The 16,503-nt window shown below is 64.7% G+C and carries 16 protein-coding genes and 1 other RNA gene; 12 read left to right on the forward strand and 5 right to left on the reverse strand.

Annotated elements, in window-relative coordinates; all coding sequences use genetic code 11:
• Positions 1–55 precede the first annotated feature (55 nt).
• Both LT988_RS19985 and LT988_RS19990 read left to right on the forward strand, forming a co-directional pair.
• Positions 56–526: a rhodanese-like domain-containing protein gene (locus LT988_RS19985; protein ID WP_232407259.1), complete on the forward strand. Its 471-nt coding sequence runs from the start codon at positions 56–58 to the stop codon at positions 524–526.
• 21 nt (positions 527–547) lie between these two features.
• Positions 548–847 carry a hypothetical protein gene (locus LT988_RS19990; protein WP_232407260.1) on the forward strand — a complete coding sequence of 100 codons (300 nt, stop codon included), beginning with the start codon at positions 548–550 and terminating at the stop codon, positions 845–847.
• 919 nt (positions 848–1,766) lie between these two features.
• Here the strand turns inward: LT988_RS19990 and LT988_RS19995 are convergent.
• Together LT988_RS19995 and LT988_RS20000 are read right to left on the reverse strand one after the other, a co-directional pair.
• The gene (locus tag LT988_RS19995) at positions 1,767–2,504 is read right to left on the reverse strand and encodes a UDP-2,3-diacylglucosamine diphosphatase (protein ID WP_232407261.1); all 738 of its coding nucleotides are present in this window, start codon (positions 2,502–2,504) and stop codon (positions 1,767–1,769) included.
• Between the two features lie 48 nt (positions 2,505–2,552).
• A complete protein-coding gene (locus tag LT988_RS20000; protein WP_232407262.1) occupies positions 2,553–3,041 on the reverse strand; it encodes a peptidylprolyl isomerase in 489 nt (162 codons plus the stop codon).
• Positions 3,042–3,581: 540 nt separating this feature from the next.
• Here LT988_RS20000 and cysS point away from each other — a divergent pair.
• Positions 3,582–4,982: a cysteine--tRNA ligase gene (gene cysS, locus LT988_RS20005; protein WP_232407263.1), complete on the forward strand. Its 1,401-nt coding sequence runs from the start codon at positions 3,582–3,584 to the stop codon at positions 4,980–4,982.
• A gap of 127 nt (positions 4,983–5,109) precedes the next feature.
• On the opposite strand, the gene LT988_RS20010 is transcribed toward cysS, so the two are convergent.
• Positions 5,110–5,586, reverse strand: coding sequence for a hypothetical protein (locus LT988_RS20010; RefSeq protein ID WP_232407264.1), 477 nt, complete (start codon positions 5,584–5,586; stop codon positions 5,110–5,112).
• A 329-nt stretch (positions 5,587–5,915) separates the two neighbouring features.
• Here LT988_RS20010 and LT988_RS20015 point away from each other — a divergent pair, with 329 nt between their 5' ends.
• Positions 5,916–7,310, forward strand: a complete 1,395-nt coding sequence (locus LT988_RS20015; protein WP_232406659.1) for an IS1380-like element ISTro1 family transposase — start codon at positions 5,916–5,918, stop codon at positions 7,308–7,310.
• A gap of 507 nt (positions 7,311–7,817) precedes the next feature.
• A complete protein-coding gene (locus tag LT988_RS20020) occupies positions 7,818–8,360 on the forward strand; it encodes a hypothetical protein (RefSeq protein WP_232407265.1) in 543 nt (180 codons plus the stop codon).
• Positions 8,361–8,533: 173 nt separating this feature from the next.
• Here LT988_RS20020 and LT988_RS20025 read toward each other — a convergent pair whose 3' ends face one another.
• Both LT988_RS20025 and LT988_RS20030 read right to left on the reverse strand, forming a co-directional pair.
• A complete protein-coding gene (locus LT988_RS20025; protein WP_232407266.1) occupies positions 8,534–9,349 on the reverse strand; it encodes a fumarylacetoacetate hydrolase family protein in 816 nt (271 codons plus the stop codon).
• Between the two features lie 41 nt (positions 9,350–9,390).
• Positions 9,391–10,665 carry a hypothetical protein gene (locus LT988_RS20030; protein ID WP_232407267.1) on the reverse strand — a complete coding sequence of 425 codons (1,275 nt, stop codon included), beginning with the start codon at positions 10,663–10,665 and terminating at the stop codon, positions 9,391–9,393.
• A 222-nt stretch (positions 10,666–10,887) separates the two neighbouring features.
• Here LT988_RS20030 and ffs point away from each other — a divergent pair.
• The 7 genes from ffs to minD all read left to right on the forward strand — a co-directional run bounded on the left by ffs (position 10,888) and on the right by minD (position 16,500).
• Positions 10,888–10,984: signal recognition particle sRNA small type (gene ffs / locus LT988_RS20035), an RNA gene on the forward strand.
• Between the two features lie 242 nt (positions 10,985–11,226).
• Positions 11,227–12,954 (forward strand): DNA polymerase III subunit gamma/tau, encoded by a 1,728-nt coding sequence (dnaX, locus tag LT988_RS20040; protein WP_232407268.1) that lies wholly within the window; start codon positions 11,227–11,229, stop codon positions 12,952–12,954.
• Positions 12,955–13,140: 186 nt separating this feature from the next.
• On the forward strand, positions 13,141–13,464 hold the full coding sequence (locus tag LT988_RS20045; RefSeq protein ID WP_040731662.1) for a YbaB/EbfC family nucleoid-associated protein: 324 nt from the start codon (positions 13,141–13,143) through the stop codon (positions 13,462–13,464).
• 15 nt (positions 13,465–13,479) lie between these two features.
• Entirely contained in the window at positions 13,480–14,076 is a 597-nt protein-coding gene (gene recR / locus LT988_RS20050; RefSeq protein ID WP_232407269.1) for a recombination mediator RecR, read from the forward strand.
• Positions 14,077–14,300: 224 nt separating this feature from the next.
• A complete protein-coding gene (locus LT988_RS20055) occupies positions 14,301–14,645 on the forward strand; it encodes a histidine triad nucleotide-binding protein (RefSeq protein WP_232407270.1) in 345 nt (114 codons plus the stop codon).
• A gap of 207 nt (positions 14,646–14,852) precedes the next feature.
• Positions 14,853–15,641 carry a septum site-determining protein MinC gene (gene minC / locus LT988_RS20060; protein ID WP_232407271.1) on the forward strand — a complete coding sequence of 263 codons (789 nt, stop codon included), beginning with the start codon at positions 14,853–14,855 and terminating at the stop codon, positions 15,639–15,641.
• A gap of 49 nt (positions 15,642–15,690) precedes the next feature.
• Complete coding sequence (minD, locus tag LT988_RS20065) at positions 15,691–16,500, forward strand: septum site-determining protein MinD (protein WP_232407272.1); 810 nt, start codon at positions 15,691–15,693, stop codon at positions 16,498–16,500.
• The last annotated feature ends 3 nt before the right edge of the window (positions 16,501–16,503 follow it).

Raw genomic sequence — 16,503 nt, forward strand, 5'->3', positions numbered from 1 at the left:
CAAACGTCAAACTCACTCGAAAACGAGCAACTCGCTCTGGACGCGGTTTAAAGCGATGAAGAAGTTTTTAGAGCTCATCAAAGACTGTTTGAGCGATGTCAGAGAGATCATGCCCTGGGATCTCGAGGAGCGGCTTGAGGCAAACCCGGATCTGCTGCTGGTCGATGTCCGCGAGCCGGATGAGTTCGCGGCGATGCATATCGACGGATCGCTGAACGTCCCGCGCGGTATCCTCGAGTCCGCCTGCGAATGGGACTACGAGGAGACCGTCCCCGACCTCGTGCGCGCGCGCGACCGGGAGGTCGTGGTAGTCTGTCGATCGGGGTACCGCAGCATCATGGCGGCCCACGCGATGAACCTGCTCGGCTACCAAGACGTGTCCTCCTTGCAGACGGGACTGCGTGGCTGGAAGGACTACGAGCAGCCGCTGGTCGACGCAGCCGGAAAGGCGGTCGATTTGGACGACGCCGACCGCTATTTTACGCCCCGCTTGAGGCCGGATCAGATGCGGCCGGCAGACTCATGACCCTTTCGGAAGATTTTTCGGATGTTGAATAAAACCAAGCGCCTGTTCACATCGCTCCTGCCGGTCGACCCCGATCGAACGGGCGCATGCAACCGCTGCGGTGCCTGCTGCAAGCTGCCCTATCCCTGCCCGTTTCTGCGCTTCGACGACCAGGGTTTGAGCAGCTGCGCGGTCTACGCGTTGCGGCCGCCGAGCTGCCGGAAATATCCGCGTGTGGCCTCCGAACAGATGACGCCGCAGGAATGCGGCTTCAGCTTCCCCGCGGTGGAAGAAGACGTGCAGGACGTGATCGGACTGGATCCGGCGACCGATTCCCGCTGACAGGGTCGAGTCGGCCCGAGGCGAGCGCAGGGTCTCTTCGCAGCCGGGCTTCGCTCATGAGATGGGCTAGCCCCAAACCCCAAGGATCTCGTGATACCCGCTCCACGGTGTCACGCATGCACCCCAAGGATCTCGTGACATCCGCCCCGCGGTGTCACGCATGCCCCTGGCGCTCTGCGCCACGTACCGAAATGGCCGGAGTCCCGGAAGAGACCTGCGGACATTGTCGGGGATTCCGAAAATTAGTATCCCGACTGCGCATGCCCGCACAACCTGAAGGAGCCTGAGATGCGCCTGAATGCGCATCGACACGTCTTTGTTCCGTGCAAAACCGATTGGCCGGAAGCAACGTCGCGAAGCGGCGTGCCCCCAGGATCGACGACTTGCAGTCGTCCTCTTCCACGGGCGTTGCTCGCACGACCATCAGGTTAGGCAACGCCTGGAAGGGGCGGACGATCGCGAACGGACCAGCACAGCGGAAAACGGTGCCAAAGCGCGTTCAGCTCGGTTCCCGAGTGCGTCGCGTTGACCGCGACCTCCCGGGCCGTCTGGCCGGCTGAAGAGGACGACTGCAAGGCGTCGATCCCGGGGGATGTCGCCGCTTCGCGATGACCGTCGGCATCACTTCCGGCGAATCCGATGTGCAGTTGGGTTGCCGATTCCCGGAAGACATCCAGCACCTGACGTCGCAAGTGTCGAGCAAACCGCCGCGGACTTTCTTTCGTTGTCGTGGTCGTAATCGGATTCCGGACGACAACGACAACGAGCAGAGCCCTCGAGCGCTTTTTGGTTCGGCTCTGCCGGTAGATCCTTTCCCCGAAATCACCTTAGGCGCCGCGCGTCGGGCAGCTCACTGTGATGCCGGTGCGGGTTGGGCACGCTGCGCTTTGCCCAACCTACCGCCGACATCTCGGCCGATTCAAGGCAGTACGGCCTCGCGCCGCCACCCCGAGGTGTCGTGGATCAGCATTTCGCCCCGGTCCGGATGCCATTCGGCCAGGACCGAGCGTACGGCCTCTCGGCCGTCGACCTGGACGCGATGATCGCCCGGACGGTGGGTATGCCCGTGGATCAGACGCGCGGCACCGTAGCGGCGAAGGTAGCGTTCGACCGTCTCCTGGTTGACGTCCATGATGTCCAGGGTCTTCTCGGCGGTCGCGGCTCCGCTCTTGCGGCGGTAGTCGGCGGCGACCTTGCGACGCGCCGCGAGTGATCGCCACAGGAAGAGGCGTTGGACCAACGGGTTGCGGATGCGGCGGCGAAACCGCTGATAAGCGACGTCGTCGGTGCAGAGCAGGTCGCCGTGCATGAGGAGCATGGGCTCGCCTGCGAACCGGGCGATGGTCGGGTCGCGCAGAAGCCGACAGCCGGTCTCGCGGCAAAAGGCGCGACCGATCAGGAAATCCCGGTTGCCGTGCATCAGATGACAGCGGACCCCGGAGGCCGTGACCGCGGCGAGTGCCGCCTTGACCTCCGCGTTGGGCGTGCCGTCGTCGTCGTCGCCGATCCAGGCGTCGAAGATGTCGCCGAGGAGATAGAGCTGGTCTGCCTCGCGTGCGCGACCCGCGAGGAAGTCGAGGAAGAGGCTCACCGTCGCCGGTCGATCCGGCGACAGATGCAGATCGGAGACGAAGATGCTGACGCCCGAGGTCTTCAAGAAACGGTCTTCAAGGGTCGCTCTTCGCTCCGGACCTGGCTCCGGGCGCTACTCGACGACGATCGCCTGCTCGAGGATGACATCCTCGACCGGGACATCCTGGTGCCCGTGGCGCGTGCCGGTCTGCACGCCGCGGATGGCATTTACGACATCCATACCCTCGACGACGTGTCCGAAGACACAGTAGCCCCAGCCGTCCTGCCCCGGATAATCCAGAAAGCCGTTGTCGGCGACATTGATGAAGAACTGCGATGTGGCTGAATGCGGATCCATGGTGCGTGCCATGGCGAGCGTGCCGTTCAGATTTTTCAGTCCGTTCTTCGCTTCGTTCTCGACCGGAGCGCGGGTCGGCTTGGGGGTAAAGTCCGGCGCCATCCCGCCGCCTTGGATCATGAAGCCGTCGATGACGCGGTGAAACAGCGTCCCGTCGTAGTGACCGTCGCGGACATATTGCTCGAAGTTCGCACAGGTCTTGGGCGCCTTCTCGGCATCCAGCTCGACGAGGATGTCGCCGTGATTGGTCGTGAGCTTGATCATCGGGGATCTCCGCAGGCAATACTGGCGCGCCGGCGGCGCACTCGGGGTTAAACCGCGCCCGGCGCGGTATGCGTCGCTTGTTGGGTTGGCTTGGCCGCGCCGGCTCCGACACATGTCGGAGTCGGCGCGGTTTAAAGTCTTCAAGAAGATCAATTGTTAAACCGCGCCATTAAGGGCCGTGGACGCGCCAAACGTTGAACTCACTGGAAAGTGCGCATCTCGCTCTGGACGCGGTTTAGGTCGAATGGTACGGGCTTTACGCGCTCGGGGAAAGGCTGGTCGGGCGCTGCTGGTCATGCACCCGGTCCCGTCGCCTAGCGAATCGGTCCGGTGGACAAACGCCGCGAAGTCCACCAGCTCAGACCACCGGCGCCGCAGGTTCGGTGGACTTCCCCTCTCGCTCGTCCATCCCGGGCGGCCTGTTGAACACGTCCGAAGGTTCACGCGCGCATCCTCGGCTTTGTTACCATGCCGCCCTTGCCGGAGCCTTGGCTCCGGGGGCCGTTGCGGCCCGGACCAACCCAATCGCGAGTGCATTCCATGTTGCAGATCCACAATAGCCTCACCCGCCGCAAAGAGCCCTTTCAGCCGATCGAGCCCGGCAAGGTGCGCATGTATGTCTGCGGGATGACCGTGTACGACTACTGCCATCTCGGCCATGCGCGCGTGATGGTCGTCTTCGATGTCGTCTATCGTTATCTGCGCGCGCTCGGGTACGAGGTGATCTATATCCGCAACATCACGGACATCGACGACAAGATCATCCGCCGTGCCGCAGAGGCCGGCGAGCCGATGCAGGCGCTGACCGATCGCTTTATTCAGGCGATGCACGAGGATTCAGATGCCCTCGGTATCCTGCCGCCGACCGACGAGCCGCGTGCCACTGCCCACATGGACGAGATCCTCGCCATGATCGAAACCCTGATCGAGAAGGGGCTCGCCTATGTCGCCGAGAACGGCGATGTCTACTACGCGGTGGCGCGTTTTGCGGGCTACGGGAAGCTCTCGGGCAAGGACCCGCAGGACCTGCGCGCGGGTGCTCGTGTGGAGGTCGACGAGGCCAAACGCGATCCGCTGGACTTCGCGCTCTGGAAGTCCGCCAAGCCCGGCGAGCCGGCCTGGGACTCGCCCTGGGGGCCGGGACGGCCCGGTTGGCATATCGAGTGCTCGGCCATGAGCACCTGCGCCCTGGGCCATCATTTCGACATCCACGGCGGCGGGGCGGATCTGCAGTTCCCGCATCACGAGAACGAGATCGCCCAGTCCGAGGGCGCCACCGGCGAGACCTTCGTGAATGTCTGGATGCACAACGGGTTCGTGCGCGTGAACGAAGAGAAGATGTCCAAGTCGCTCGGCAACTTCTTCACCGTGCGCGAGATCCTACAGCGCTTTCGTCCCGAGGAGGTGCGGTACTTTATTCTGACGAGCCAGTATCGCAGCCCGCTCAACTACGACGACGAGCACCTCGAGCAGGCCCGTGCGGCCTTGACCCGACTCTACACGGCGTTGCGCGGCGTGCCGGACGTCGCCCCCGACGCGGTGGATGCGTCCGTTGCCGCGCCCTTCGCCGAGCGTTTTCATGCCGCGATGGACGACGACTTCAACACGCCCGAGGCGCTTGCCGTCCTATTCGATCTGGTGCGCGAGGTGAATCGCATCCGAGCGGATGATCCCGGCGCCGCCGCCGGCCCGGCGTCCGTGCTGCGGCGACTCGGCGGCATCCTGGGCATCCTGCAGGAGGATCCGGATCTGTATCTGCGCGGACGCGCGGACGACGGCGGACTGTCGGATACGGAGATCGAGAACCTGGTTCAGGCGCGTATCGCCGCCCGCGCCGCCAAGGATTGGGCGGAAGCCGATCGTCTGCGCACGCTGCTCACGGAGGCGGGCATCGGTCTCGAGGATGGACCGAGCGGGACCGCTTGGCGCCGCGGCGCCTGACCGATCGGGCTAGGTGGGTCCGGCTTCAGCCCGACGCCGCCCCCGAGCCCAACGCCACCGTCGTGTCGGACTCAAGTCCGACCCACAGGTGGACTCAAATCCAGCCTGTACCATGGATTTCGGCGAGTCAGGTCGCTGGATGATTCGGTTGTTTTGACGTGCTCTGCGTCGTCGATGCGTGCGGGGGCGATGCCTGCGGGCGACAGGCTTGCTCGCACTCGGCTGCGCGATTGGCGCAATAGCCGTAGAGATTCTCCGCACAGGGCCACCAGGGGTAACCGCATTCGGAGCGCTCGAAGGCCGAGGCCAGACACCAGCGGTAGTCGACGAACGCCTCGCTGTAGCCCGCCTGACATTGGCGATAGTCGTAGCGCGCATCGGCGTTGCATCGGTCTCGCGCGCCCTGGCAAGCGCCGATACAGCTGAGCTCGGCGAGTTGCCCGGGTAAGCCCGGTGCTTGGGCGCAGCCGCCCGACAGTGCGGCGAGGAGCAGGCCCGAGATTACAACGGAGAGGAGAGGCGTGCGAGATCGGGAGCCGAGCCGAGTCGGCTCGGGCGGCACCTTGCCTGGATCGGCTTCGCGCCTGGATGGCCTGTTTTGCATCCCTGAGTCGCTCCGTGTCGGGTTGATTCGAGATCGGGGGCGGGCGCGGGCGCATCCGCATCCGAGGCTCGCCGTCTCGGCAACTGTAGTCCGAAAGCGCCCTGCTGTGCAGGGTGCGCCGCTCGCGTTTCCTGCGCGCTCGGTATTAAACCGCGTCCAGAGCGAGATGCTCACTTTCGAGTGAGCTCGACGTTTGGTGCATCCACGGTCCTTAGCGGAGACGCGTTTTAGCCCGAATATTTCATAAAAAAGGGCGACTCTCGTTCAACCCATTGATAAAATGGCTGTTCCGCCAAGAACGCTTCGGAAGAAGCTAAACGAGGTCGCCCATGCCCGAGTCTACCCCGGAACAGCTGCGTTTTCCCCCGGTCGCCGGTTTCACGGTCCGCGGCGACTTCGACGGCGGCGCCATGTCGTCTGACTTTGGCCCCATGATTCTGCGCGGGGTTGATCGGCAGATCGGCCTGACCGAGCGGTTGAGCGCAGCGATCGATGATTGGCGCCATCCGTCCTACACCACCCATCCGATGCGTGAGCTGATCGCGCAACGGGTCTACCAGATCGCCTGTGCTTACGAAGACGGCAACGACGCCAATGCGCTGCGCCGTGATGCGCTGTTCAAGCTGGGGCTGGAGCGCAAGCCGCTGGATGCGACGACGGACCTGGCCAGCGGGCCGACCTTCTCGCGTTTGGAGAATGGGGTCGGCGCGCGCGACCTCTACCGCATGGCGCAGGCCTTCGTCGAGGCCTTCATCGCCAGCTACCCGAAGGCGCCGCAGGTGATCGTGCTCGATATGGACCACTCCGAAGACGCCACCCATGGCCAGCAGGAGTTCGCGTTCTACAATCATCACTACGGCAACCATTGCTACTTGCCGCTGTTTCTCTTCGAGGGCCTCTCGGGGAAGTTCATCACCGCGGTGCTGCGTCCCGGCAAGCGCCCCACCGGCGCCGAGAACGCGATGATCCTCAAGCGCGTGCTCAAGCGGCTGCGGGCCGCGTGGCCACGCACACGCATCATCCTGCGCGGCGACGGACACTTCTCCAACCCCGAGTTGATGGCCTTGGCGATGGCCGATCCGTTGACGGATTTCATCTTCGGCCTGGCGGGTAACCGGGCTCTCACGCCACGGGCCGAGCCGTTCTTGGCCGACGCCCGCAAGCTCCATGCGCTGCGCATCGAGAACGCCCGGCGCGCCGACGCCGACGTACCCGAGCGGACCCGCACCTACCACGAGGTTGACTACCGTGCCGGTTCCTGGCCCGGCGCGTGTCGGACCATCCTCAAAGCCGAGGTGACGGCGCGCGGCGACAACCTCCGCTTCGTCGTCACCTCCTTGGACTTGCCCAGTCCCGAGTGCGTCTACCGCGATCTGTACTGCGCGCGCGGCCAGGACGAGAACTTCATCAAAATGATCAAGAACGATCTGGCCAGCGATCGCACTTCCGACAGCACCTTCTTGGCCAATCAGATGCGCTTGTTCTTCTCCTGCGCCGCTTACGTCTTGCACCAAACGCTGCGCACCGAGGTCCTCGTCGGCACGGAACTGGCCAACGCCCAGCCTGCCACCGTGATCATCAAACTGTTCAAGCTCGCCGTGCGCGTGGTGCAGTACAAAGACCGCGTGCGCCTGCACCTGCCCTCGAGCTGTCCGGTCAAGACGCTGTTGCAGCAGGTCACCGAGAGGCTCTTCAACGCGCAGCCCCGGGCGGCGCCCGCCTAGACGCACATACATCCCCGCACGGGGATTTCAGCACGCGCACGACGACTATGCCCACCTCGGGCAGGGCATCGTACGCCTGCGCGGCGACAAAACTACTCGTGCCCCGTTGATCAAGCCCGTTGCCGCTCGGTATTTCCACCATTCAACCCCCGCGGCGTCCCGGTCATCGCCCTCGGTGACGCCCAGCGCCGCGCAAATCCGCGAGGCCAGTGTCGGCTGTGTCGGTTTATGAAACATCCGGGTTAGAATTTTATCATTTTTAATCTCTTGAACCGTGCCGTCTCCAGTGGTTGTTAAATCCGCCGGGGCCGATCCCATCCAAAAACATCGCATACCGCGCTGGGCGCGGTTTAATGCTCCCCGACCGGCGCGATTGTGCCTAAACTGACGGTGTGCTCACCGGGCAAGGAATAGGAATCGACGTCGTCTTGACCGGCACCGATCATTTGGTCCGGCTCAACCGTTCGGTCCGCTCGGTTTAGCGGTCGTCTTGCGCGGAGAACGCTTATGACCCCACGCCATCTCGTCGCCCTGTTGCCGATCTTGATCGGGGCCTGCGGACTCGTGCCGCCGAATCATCTCGGCGGGATCGGCGCGACCGTTTCGCCGATGGACTATGGTCGGCGTCTCTGCGCGCACCTGGATCCGGAGTCTTATTCCTCCTGCGTGAGCCAGGTGTTGGACGAGATCGACCGCGGCCAACCGAGTCCGCTGCCGCCGGGCTACTCGACCTCCGGCCCCTTCGCCGTCATCATGGACGGCGAGGTCTACGTCGGTGACTACCGCTCCTCGCCCTTTATGGCCGATTTCCGTGTCTCCAGCAGCCGGAACGGCTGCCGCGGCAGCTACAACGCCTTTACGGGCTCGGCCGACGCCATCTTCGACGTCTATTGCACCGACGGGCGCAGCGGCTGGGCCGACATCATCCGCGCAAGCGACGGCCGCAACGGCATCGGCAAGATCGCCCTCGACGACGGAACCGAGGGCAGTATCGTCTTCGGTCATTTGCCGCTCGGCGGTGTGGATCAGGCGCGGAACGACCCGCTGTAGGGCCTCCTACCCCAGCCGGGAGGGTGGACGAGCGAGAGCGAAGTCCACCGAACCTGCGCCGGCGTTGGTGGACCGGGCTGCGCTTGTACACCCTACGGCGCTTGTGCACCCTACAGCTCTCGTAAGCTGCCGAATCTGCGGCCGAAAACCGAGATCCAGTAACCAACCTTCCCTCAGGCGAGGCTCTGCGCCTGCACCACTGGGTTCTCCAGCGCACCGATCCGCTCGATCTCGACCGTGACCCGGTCCCCTGCGCTCAGAAACAGCGGCGGGGTGCGTGCGAAGCCGACACCGGGCGGGGTGCCCGTGATGATGACCGTGCCCGGCAGGAGTGTGGTGTCGCGGCTGAGGAATGCGATCAGCTCGGCGATGGTGAAGATCATGTCGCTGGTATGGCCAGTCTGGACCCGCTCTCCGTTGAGCGTGCAAGTGACGTTCAATGCCTGGGGGTCCGGAATCTCGTCGGCGGTGACCAGGACCGGTCCCAGGGGGCAGAAGCTGTCGAAGCTCTTGCCGCGAATCCATTGGCCGGCGCCGCCTTCCTTTTGCCAGCGCCGTGCCGAGATGTCGTTGGCGCAGGTGTATCCCAGCACGTAATCGAGCGCGGACGCGAAGGAGACGTCGCGCGCCGTGCGACCGATGACCACGGCCAGCTCGGCCTCGTAGTCGACCTCGGGGCCTTGCTCGCAGGCATTCGGGAGGATGATGGGCTCGCCCGGATCCGTGATCGCCGTGGTGGGTTTCATGAAGACGACCGGGGTGGACGGAATGGCGGCCCCGGTCTCCTCGGCGTGGGCGCGATAGTTCAGGCCGATACCGTAGACGTTGACGGGTGTGACCGGCGCCAGCCAGCGCGCCACCGCGATCTCGTCGGTAGTCTCGGTCAGGCCCTCGTAGAGGTGACCGCCGAGCCGGACGGCATGCGAGGTGTCGATCGGGGTGCCGAAATGGACGGTGCCGTGGGTGTCGAGAAAGCGGGCGATCTTCATGGTCTCGGGTTCCCGTCTAGGGCGGATGGTGGATGTGGGTCTCAGCCGGCGCTGCGGGTCCGCAGCTGCTCGGTGAGTTTCTGGAATTCGCGCTGCATCTCCAGGTTCTCGAAGGGACGCAGTGTCGGGACCTGCCGATTCATCAGGCCGTCGAGAAGCTGTTGGCTGGATCGCACCAGGTTCACCAGCTCGCCGGAGACCCGGACGGTCTCGTAGGTGTTCCAGGCGGCGGCAATATCCTTCTCGAGCTCCCGTCTGGCTTGCTTCACCTGGGTGGCCTGCTCCCTGAGATAGCGGCGATAGATCTCGGCGGCCTGCACGGTCAACTGCTGTGCCTCCAGGTTGGCCGCGAGCACGTCCCGGCGCCCCGGCGACTCGCGCTGGAGTTGTCGGGTCTCGCCGGAGAGCTCCTGAGCACGCGCGATGATGGCGTCGATCTGCGGGATGTACTGCTCCCCGATCGCCTCCTCGATCTGCAGGTGCATGCGGTTGAGCGCCTGCAGCAGGACGACATAGAGGCCGTAATAGCGTCGCGCGCTCTGCAGGTCCTCGCCGCTTTGGGCGACCAGGACCTCCAGCTGAGCGGTGACCGCCTTGACGTTGTCGAAGAGGATGCCGAGGTCGATCATGTTGTCGCCGACGACGGTCGAGAGCAGCAGCTCGAGTTGATCGTCGGCCAGGACGAGCCCCATTACGCGCAGCTCGTCGGAAAACTCCCGCTTCACCGCGGCCAGCTCGCCGTTGCGACGATCGATGTCGTCCTCCAGCGATTGGATCAGTCGATCGTAATCGGCGACCGTCTTCTTGAGGGTGGACTCCGCCGGGGCAGCGATGCGTTTCTGTCGGGCGTCGGCGATCTCGGCACGGTCCTTCTCGATCTCGCTTTGGAGGATCCGGATCCGCTCGCGGTAGTTTTGGACCGGCGAGGTGGAGAGGATCTCCACCGCGGTGTCGAGCAGGGCATTGATCTCCTCGCGATTGGAGCGCTGGTCGGTCCCGAACCAGGTCTTCTCGGGCAGCTCGCCGTGTCGCTCTTCCAGGGCCAGCGCCGAATCCAGTGTCGGGACGACCGAACCCCAGACTTGGGCGAAGTCCTGATCGTCGGCGAAGAGTCCTTTGGCATCGGCGACCGCTCGGTCGGCAAAGTCGCGCGAGCGTTGCCACCAGTCGGTCGCGGTCTCGAGGGTTCTGTTCCAGACGTCCGGTTGGGTGTCGGAGGGCGCGGCTGCGGGGAGCTCGGTCTCGGCGGCGAGATTGCCGTCGGCGCCGATGACCAGCGTCCCGAGTAGAAGGATGAGTGGAGCGTTAGCACGCATGGGGATCAGGATGCCTCGGCGGGTCTGTTTGCACGGGTCCCGAGTCGGCGGGTTCCGCCGTGTCGGATGCTCGGACCCGGCCACGGGTCGGACACCACAAGTCTGCCATGCCCGGGCGGTCGGGTCGATTCGGGTGTCGGGCGTTTGTCTTCGCTCTCGGGCTTTGTTAACCTTGCGCGTCGATTCGGGGCTTGGCCTCGGTTCGGATGTCATGGTGGCTTGCGCCGGTCCCCTCGCAACGCGAAACCGTGAACCCGGTCAGGCCCGGAAGGGAGCAGCCGCAGCGGTTGAAGCGTGTGCCGGGGTGTGGCTGGCGTCGGCCGCCGCCCCGTCCCTAAGGTCCAAAGGGGCCTCGATTCCCGTTCGATCGGGGACGGACGAGCGAAGGACGCCGCGCATGTCATGAGGATCGACGGCCGTCGCCTACACGGCGCCCGAGGTCGCGCGGTCAAAGCCGGATGGACGACGCGGTGGCCACCGGGAAGATCCGGCGCCGGGAATGAGCGTTTCTATCCACCTCAGCCTCTGCCCCACACGGAATTCGTCCGACTCGAACTACGCATGTCCTACCAGGTGCTCGCCCGCAAATGGCGCCCCAAGAGCTTCGATGATCTGGTCGGACAATCGCATGTGGTCCGCGCACTCTCCAATGCGCTCGATCGCGACCAGCTCCATCACGCCTATCTCTTTACCGGCACCCGCGGTGTCGGCAAGACCACGCTCGCCCGTATCCTCGCCAAGGCGCTGAACTGCGAGGAGGGTGTGAGCGCGCGCCCCTGCGGGGTCTGCTCGGCCTGTCGAGAGATCGACGGCGGGCGTTTCGTTGATCTCATCGAGGTCGATGCCGCCTCGCGCACCAAGGTCGATCAGACCCGCGAGCTTCTGGACAACGTCCCCTATGCCCCGGCCCGTGCACGCTACAAGGTCTATTTGATCGACGAGGTGCACATGTTCTCCAACCATAGCTTCAACGCCCTGTTGAAGACCTTGGAGGAGCCGCCGCCGCATGTGAAGTTTCTGCTCGCGACGACCGACCCGCAGAAGGTCCCGATCACGGTGCTCTCGCGGTGTCTGCAGTTGAATCTGCGCCGTCTCTTGCCCGAGGAGATCCGCGCCAGACTCCAGCATGTCTTGGAGGCCGAGGGGCTCGAGTTTCAGGCCACCGCGCTGCCGTTGCTGGCGCGCGGGGCCGACGGCAGTATGCGCGACGGCTTGAGCCTGCTCGATCAGGCGATCGCCTTCGGCGGCGGGCGGGTCGAGGAATCGGGCGTGCGCACCATGCTCGGAACCCTACCCGGCGATCTGACGCTGGACCTGCTCGATGCGCTGGCGGCAGGCGACGGCGCGCGTGTCTTGTCCGAGGTCGAACGCGTGGCCTCGCTGACCCCGGATTTCGAAGAGCTGCTGCGCGAGCTGATCGCGCTGCTGCACCGCTTGGCACTGGTTCAGCAGGTGCCCGAGACGCTGGCCCCGGACGATCCGGATGCCGCGCGTTTGACGGCGCTGGCGGACCGGCTCCCGGCCGAGGATCTGCAGCTTTATTATCAGGTGGCGCTGACCGGGCAGGGCGACCTCTCGCTCGCCCCGGATCCGCGTGCCGGTTTCGAGATGGTCCTGCTGCGCGCCCTAGCGTTTCGACCGGCCTCCAACCGCGGCGAGCCGACGCGAGCGCCGGTGCGCCCCTCGACCTTGCGGGAGATCCCAGACGGCGGTCCGACCCGCCCGGCCGACTCCGCCGGCGCTGCGACCGGATCGCCTGCTTCCTCGCCAGGTTCCTCACCGGTCGCGATGCTGAGGCCCGTTGCCGAGTCGCGCGTCGCCGAGCCTGCGCCCGCACAGCATGCGAGGGCCGCCGCGCACGCGCCGACCGAGACCTCGCGCGCCGCGGTTCAGGTCACGCTCGGGTCACACGCGGATTGGCTGCATCTCGTCGATCGTCTGGAATTGGGCGGGATCGCGAGCCAGATCGCCCATCATTGCGATCTGAAAGGCTGGGCGGACGGGCGACTCTCGCTCGGCTTGGACCCGGCCGCGGAACATCTGCGCTCGCCGGGTGCGGAATCGCGCCTGCATGCTGCCTTGGAAAAGACCATGGGTACTGCGGTGAAGCTCGACATCCAGGTCGCGCGGCCGCAGCGCGAGACGCTCGCCCAGCGGCGCGAGCGCGAGACCGGCGAACGCCGCCAGGCGGCGGTCTCTGCGATGGAGGAGGATCCGGTTGCGCGCGCGATGCAGGACGAGCTCGATGCGAGCTGGATCGCCGGGAGTATCGAGCCGGCCGATCGATAGGCGTTTTTCGCGGATATTAGGTCGGTTCTCCGCTCGGAGAACCGGATGGTCCGATGTCGCATAGCGACGGATTCTTTGTGAAGAGATAGCCAACCGAGAAGAGAGGATGCGGGAGATGGACGGCGTTCGGCGCCGTGCGCTATCCCGCCTCGGCCATCCGGTCGGGGTTTCCCGCGACACAGCATGATGAAAGGCGGAATCGGCAACTTGCTCAAGCAAGCGCAGAAGATGCAGGAAGACATGAAGCTGGCCCAAGAACGGCTCGCCTTGGAAGAGGTCGTCGGCGAGTCCGGCGGCGGCATGGTCAAGGTGACCATGAACGGCCGCTATCAGGTCAGTCGGGTGGAGATCGACCCCGGTGTGATGGGCGACGACAAAGAGATGCTCGAGGATCTCATCACCGCTGCCGTGAACGGTGCAAGCCAGCGCGTGGCCGAGAAGGCCAAGGAGAACATGGCCGAGCTGACCGCCGGGTTGCCTTTGCCGCCCGGGATGAAGCTGCCCTTCTAGGCGCGGTCCGTCGCCGTGTCCGAGCGCCCGCTTCTCGGTCAATTGATCGATGCCTTGCGGTGCCTGCCGGGGGTCGGGCCGAAGTCGGCGCAGCGGATCGCCTTCCACCTGCTCGAGCGCGATCGCGAGGGCGGGGTTCGTTTGGCGCGGATCATGGCCGATGCCATGACCCGGATCCGGCGCTGTCGTCGCTGTCGCACCCTGACCGAGCAGGAGCTGTGCGGGTTGTGCACCAACCCGCATCGCGACGGCGGACTCTTGTGCGTGGTCGAGCAGCCCTCCGAGATCCTGGCCATCGAGCAGGCCACGGACTTTCGCGGACTCTATTTCGTGCTCGGCGGGAGGCTCTCGCCGCTCGAAGGGATCGGCCCGCAGGAGCTGGGCCTGGACCTGCTCGATGCCCGTCTGCAGGGCGGGGAGGTGCGCGAGGTGATCCTCGCCATCAGTCCGACCGTGGAGGGGAGTGCGACGGCGCACTTCATTGCCGAGTCCGCCGATCGGTACGGGGTGAGTGCGACCCGTATCGCCCACGGTGTGCCGCTGGGCGGAGAGCTTGAGTATCTGGACGGCGGAACGCTGGCGCTGGCCTTCAACGGCCGGCGCCGACTCTGACACCACTGGCCTCTTAAACCGCGTCTAGAGCGACATGCGTCATTTTCATCATGTATTCGGCCTTGGGGGCTTCACCACCTTTGGTGGAGACGCGGTTTAATATTTTTACTTTTCAAAACGCTAAACCGCGCCGGCGTCAACAATCCTCAAATCTGCCGGGGCCGGTCCCATCCAAAAACATCACATACCGCGCTGGGCGCGGTTTAACGGAGCGGATCGCAACGATGTCTGATACCATTTTCGGCAAGATCGCCACCGGCGAAGTCTCGGCCGACATCGTCTATCAAGACGATGACCTGGTCGCTTTCCGAGACCTCCATCCGCAAGCGCCGACACATATCCTGGTGATCCCGCGCAAGCCGATTCCGACCCTGAACGACGTGCAGCCGGAGGATGCCGAGCTGATCGGCAAGCTGTTCCTGGCCGCGGCCAAGATCGCCGAACAGGAGGGGATCGCGCAGAGCGGTTACCGGACCTTAGTCAACTGCAACGCGGGGGCCGGGCAAACGGTGTACCACCTGCATCTGCACATCCTGGGGGGACGTCCCATGCAGTGGCCGCCCGGATGATCGATGTTGCAGGCCGGCGTTGTTCGTAGTAACGGTGCCGTAGGGTGGACGAGCGCAAGCGCAGTCCACCGAACCCCGCGACGGCGCTGTTGGACTGCGCTTCGCTTGTTCACCCTACAGCGCTAGGACACGGACGTCGTCGACAAACGACGACCTTTTGATTCATTCCAGCGGAGATCGGCGGGCGTTTGCCCCGACAGCAGCAACATGGCAGGGTATCAACGCACGTCCGCGGGGGATCGCCCCGCCGTCTTCGAGCTCAAGGCAGCCGGTTTCACCCTGCCGATTATTCGCCTGCTCGAGGCCGATATCGAGGCGGTCGCAGCCGAGCTGGGTGCCCGGGTCGAGCAGGCGCCGGAGTTTTTTCGCAATACGCCCGTCGTCATCGATCTGAGCGCCTTTCCCGAAGGCGGCGGCGAGGTCGAGTTTCCGCTCTTGGTCGGCCTCCTGCGCGGCTACGGCATGATTCCTTTTGGCGTGCGCGGCGGCAACAAGACCCAGAACGAGGCCGCGGAGGCGATGGAGTTGGCCATCCTCGGCGAGCAGGAGAACCGTCCCACCCGCACCGAGCGCCGCGTCGCGTCCGAGGAACCCGCGCCGAGCGCGCCCGCCCCGGTTGCGCAGTCCGTGCAGGGCGAGCCCGCGGCAGCGCCTCGTGCGGGAGCCGGTGCGGCCTTTACCTTGGTCACGCGTCCGGTGCGCTCGGGGCAGCGTGTCTACGCCGCAGGCGGGGATCTGTCCATCATCGCCGCGGTGAGCTCGGGTGCCGAGCTGATGGCCGACGGCAACATCCACGTCTACGGTCCGCTGCGCGGCCGTGCACTGGCCGGCATGAAGGGCAACACGGATGCGCGGATCTTTTGCCAAGACCTTCAGGCGGAGCTGGTGTCCGTCGCAGGGCATTACCGGGTGAGCGAGAACATCCCGCGCGAGCTGCGCGGCGTGCCCGTCCAGATCTACCTGGACCAGAAGATTCTGAGAATCGAAAAACTTTGACCCGACGCAGGGTTGGGCGACGGACCATCCCATTTTGGAGGCGGCTACTTTGGCGAGAATTATTGTGATCACCTCGGGTAAGGGCGGGGTCGGCAAAACGACCACGTCCGCCGCGTTGGCCATGGGGCTGGCCCAGCGCGGTCATCGCACGGTCGTCATCGATTTCGATGTGGGCCTGCGCAACCTGGATCTCATCATGGGTTGCGAGCGGCGTGTCGTCTACGATTTCGTCAATGTCATCAATCAGGAGGCCAACCTCAACCAGGCCCTGATTCGCGACAAGCGTTGCGACAACCTCTATGTGCTGCCGGCCTCTCAGACACGCGACAAGGATGCACTCACCAAGGAGGGCGTCGGGCGGGTGCTCGAGGAGCTCGCCCACGGATACGATTTTATCGTCTGCGACTCGCCGGCCGGCATCGAGCACGGCGCGACCATGGCCATGTATTACGCCGACGATGCCATCGTGGTGACCAATCCCGAGGTTTCCTCGGTGCGGGACTCCGACCGCATGTTGGGTATCCTCTCGAGCAAATCGCGTCGGGCGGAGTCAAACGACGAGCCGATCCGCGAGTTTCTCTTGCTGACCCGCTACGATCCGGTGCGTGTCGAGAAGGGCGAGATGTTGAGTGTTGATGACGTGCAGGAGATCTTGTCGCTGACCTTGCTCGGCGTTATCCCGGAGTCGAAATCCGTCTTGACCGCATCAAACTCCGGCGTACCTGTGGTCCTCGATCGGGAGAGCGATGCCGGCAAGGCCTATGCCGATACGGTTGCTCGTTATCTGGGCGACGAGGTGCCGCACCGTTTTCTCCAAGTGGAGAAGAAGGGCTTCCTGAAGCGCTTTTTCAGAGGCTGACCT

It is taken from the genome of Thiocapsa bogorovii (assembly GCF_021228795.1).
Classification (GTDB): domain Bacteria; phylum Pseudomonadota; class Gammaproteobacteria; order Chromatiales; family Chromatiaceae; genus Thiocapsa; species Thiocapsa bogorovii.

Excerpts from the sequence above, each read along its gene's own strand:
- LT988_RS19985 (WP_232407259.1), top strand. The coding sequence starts at position 56 with ATGAAGAAGTTTTTAGAGCTCATCAAAGACTGTTTGAGCGATGTCAGA.
- LT988_RS19990 (WP_232407260.1), top strand. The coding sequence starts at position 548 with ATGTTGAATAAAACCAAGCGCCTGTTCACATCGCTCCTGCCGGTCGAC.
- LT988_RS20000 (WP_232407262.1), bottom strand. The coding sequence starts at position 3,041 with ATGATCAAGCTCACGACCAATCACGGCGACATCCTCGTCGAGCTGGAT.
- cysS (WP_232407263.1), top strand. The coding sequence starts at position 3,582 with ATGTTGCAGATCCACAATAGCCTCACCCGCCGCAAAGAGCCCTTTCAG.
- LT988_RS20010 (WP_232407264.1), bottom strand. The coding sequence starts at position 5,586 with ATGCAAAACAGGCCATCCAGGCGCGAAGCCGATCCAGGCAAGGTGCCG.
- LT988_RS20015 (WP_232406659.1), top strand. The coding sequence starts at position 5,916 with ATGCCCGAGTCTACCCCGGAACAGCTGCGTTTTCCCCCGGTCGCCGGT.
- LT988_RS20020 (WP_232407265.1), top strand. The coding sequence starts at position 7,818 with ATGACCCCACGCCATCTCGTCGCCCTGTTGCCGATCTTGATCGGGGCC.
- LT988_RS20025 (WP_232407266.1), bottom strand. The coding sequence starts at position 9,349 with ATGAAGATCGCCCGCTTTCTCGACACCCACGGCACCGTCCATTTCGGC.
- LT988_RS20030 (WP_232407267.1), bottom strand. The coding sequence starts at position 10,665 with ATGCGTGCTAACGCTCCACTCATCCTTCTACTCGGGACGCTGGTCATC.
- dnaX (WP_232407268.1), top strand. The coding sequence starts at position 11,227 with ATGTCCTACCAGGTGCTCGCCCGCAAATGGCGCCCCAAGAGCTTCGAT.
- LT988_RS20045 (WP_040731662.1), top strand. The coding sequence starts at position 13,141 with ATGAAAGGCGGAATCGGCAACTTGCTCAAGCAAGCGCAGAAGATGCAG.
- LT988_RS20055 (WP_232407270.1), top strand. The coding sequence starts at position 14,301 with ATGTCTGATACCATTTTCGGCAAGATCGCCACCGGCGAAGTCTCGGCC.
- minC (WP_232407271.1), top strand. The coding sequence starts at position 14,853 with ATGGCAGGGTATCAACGCACGTCCGCGGGGGATCGCCCCGCCGTCTTC.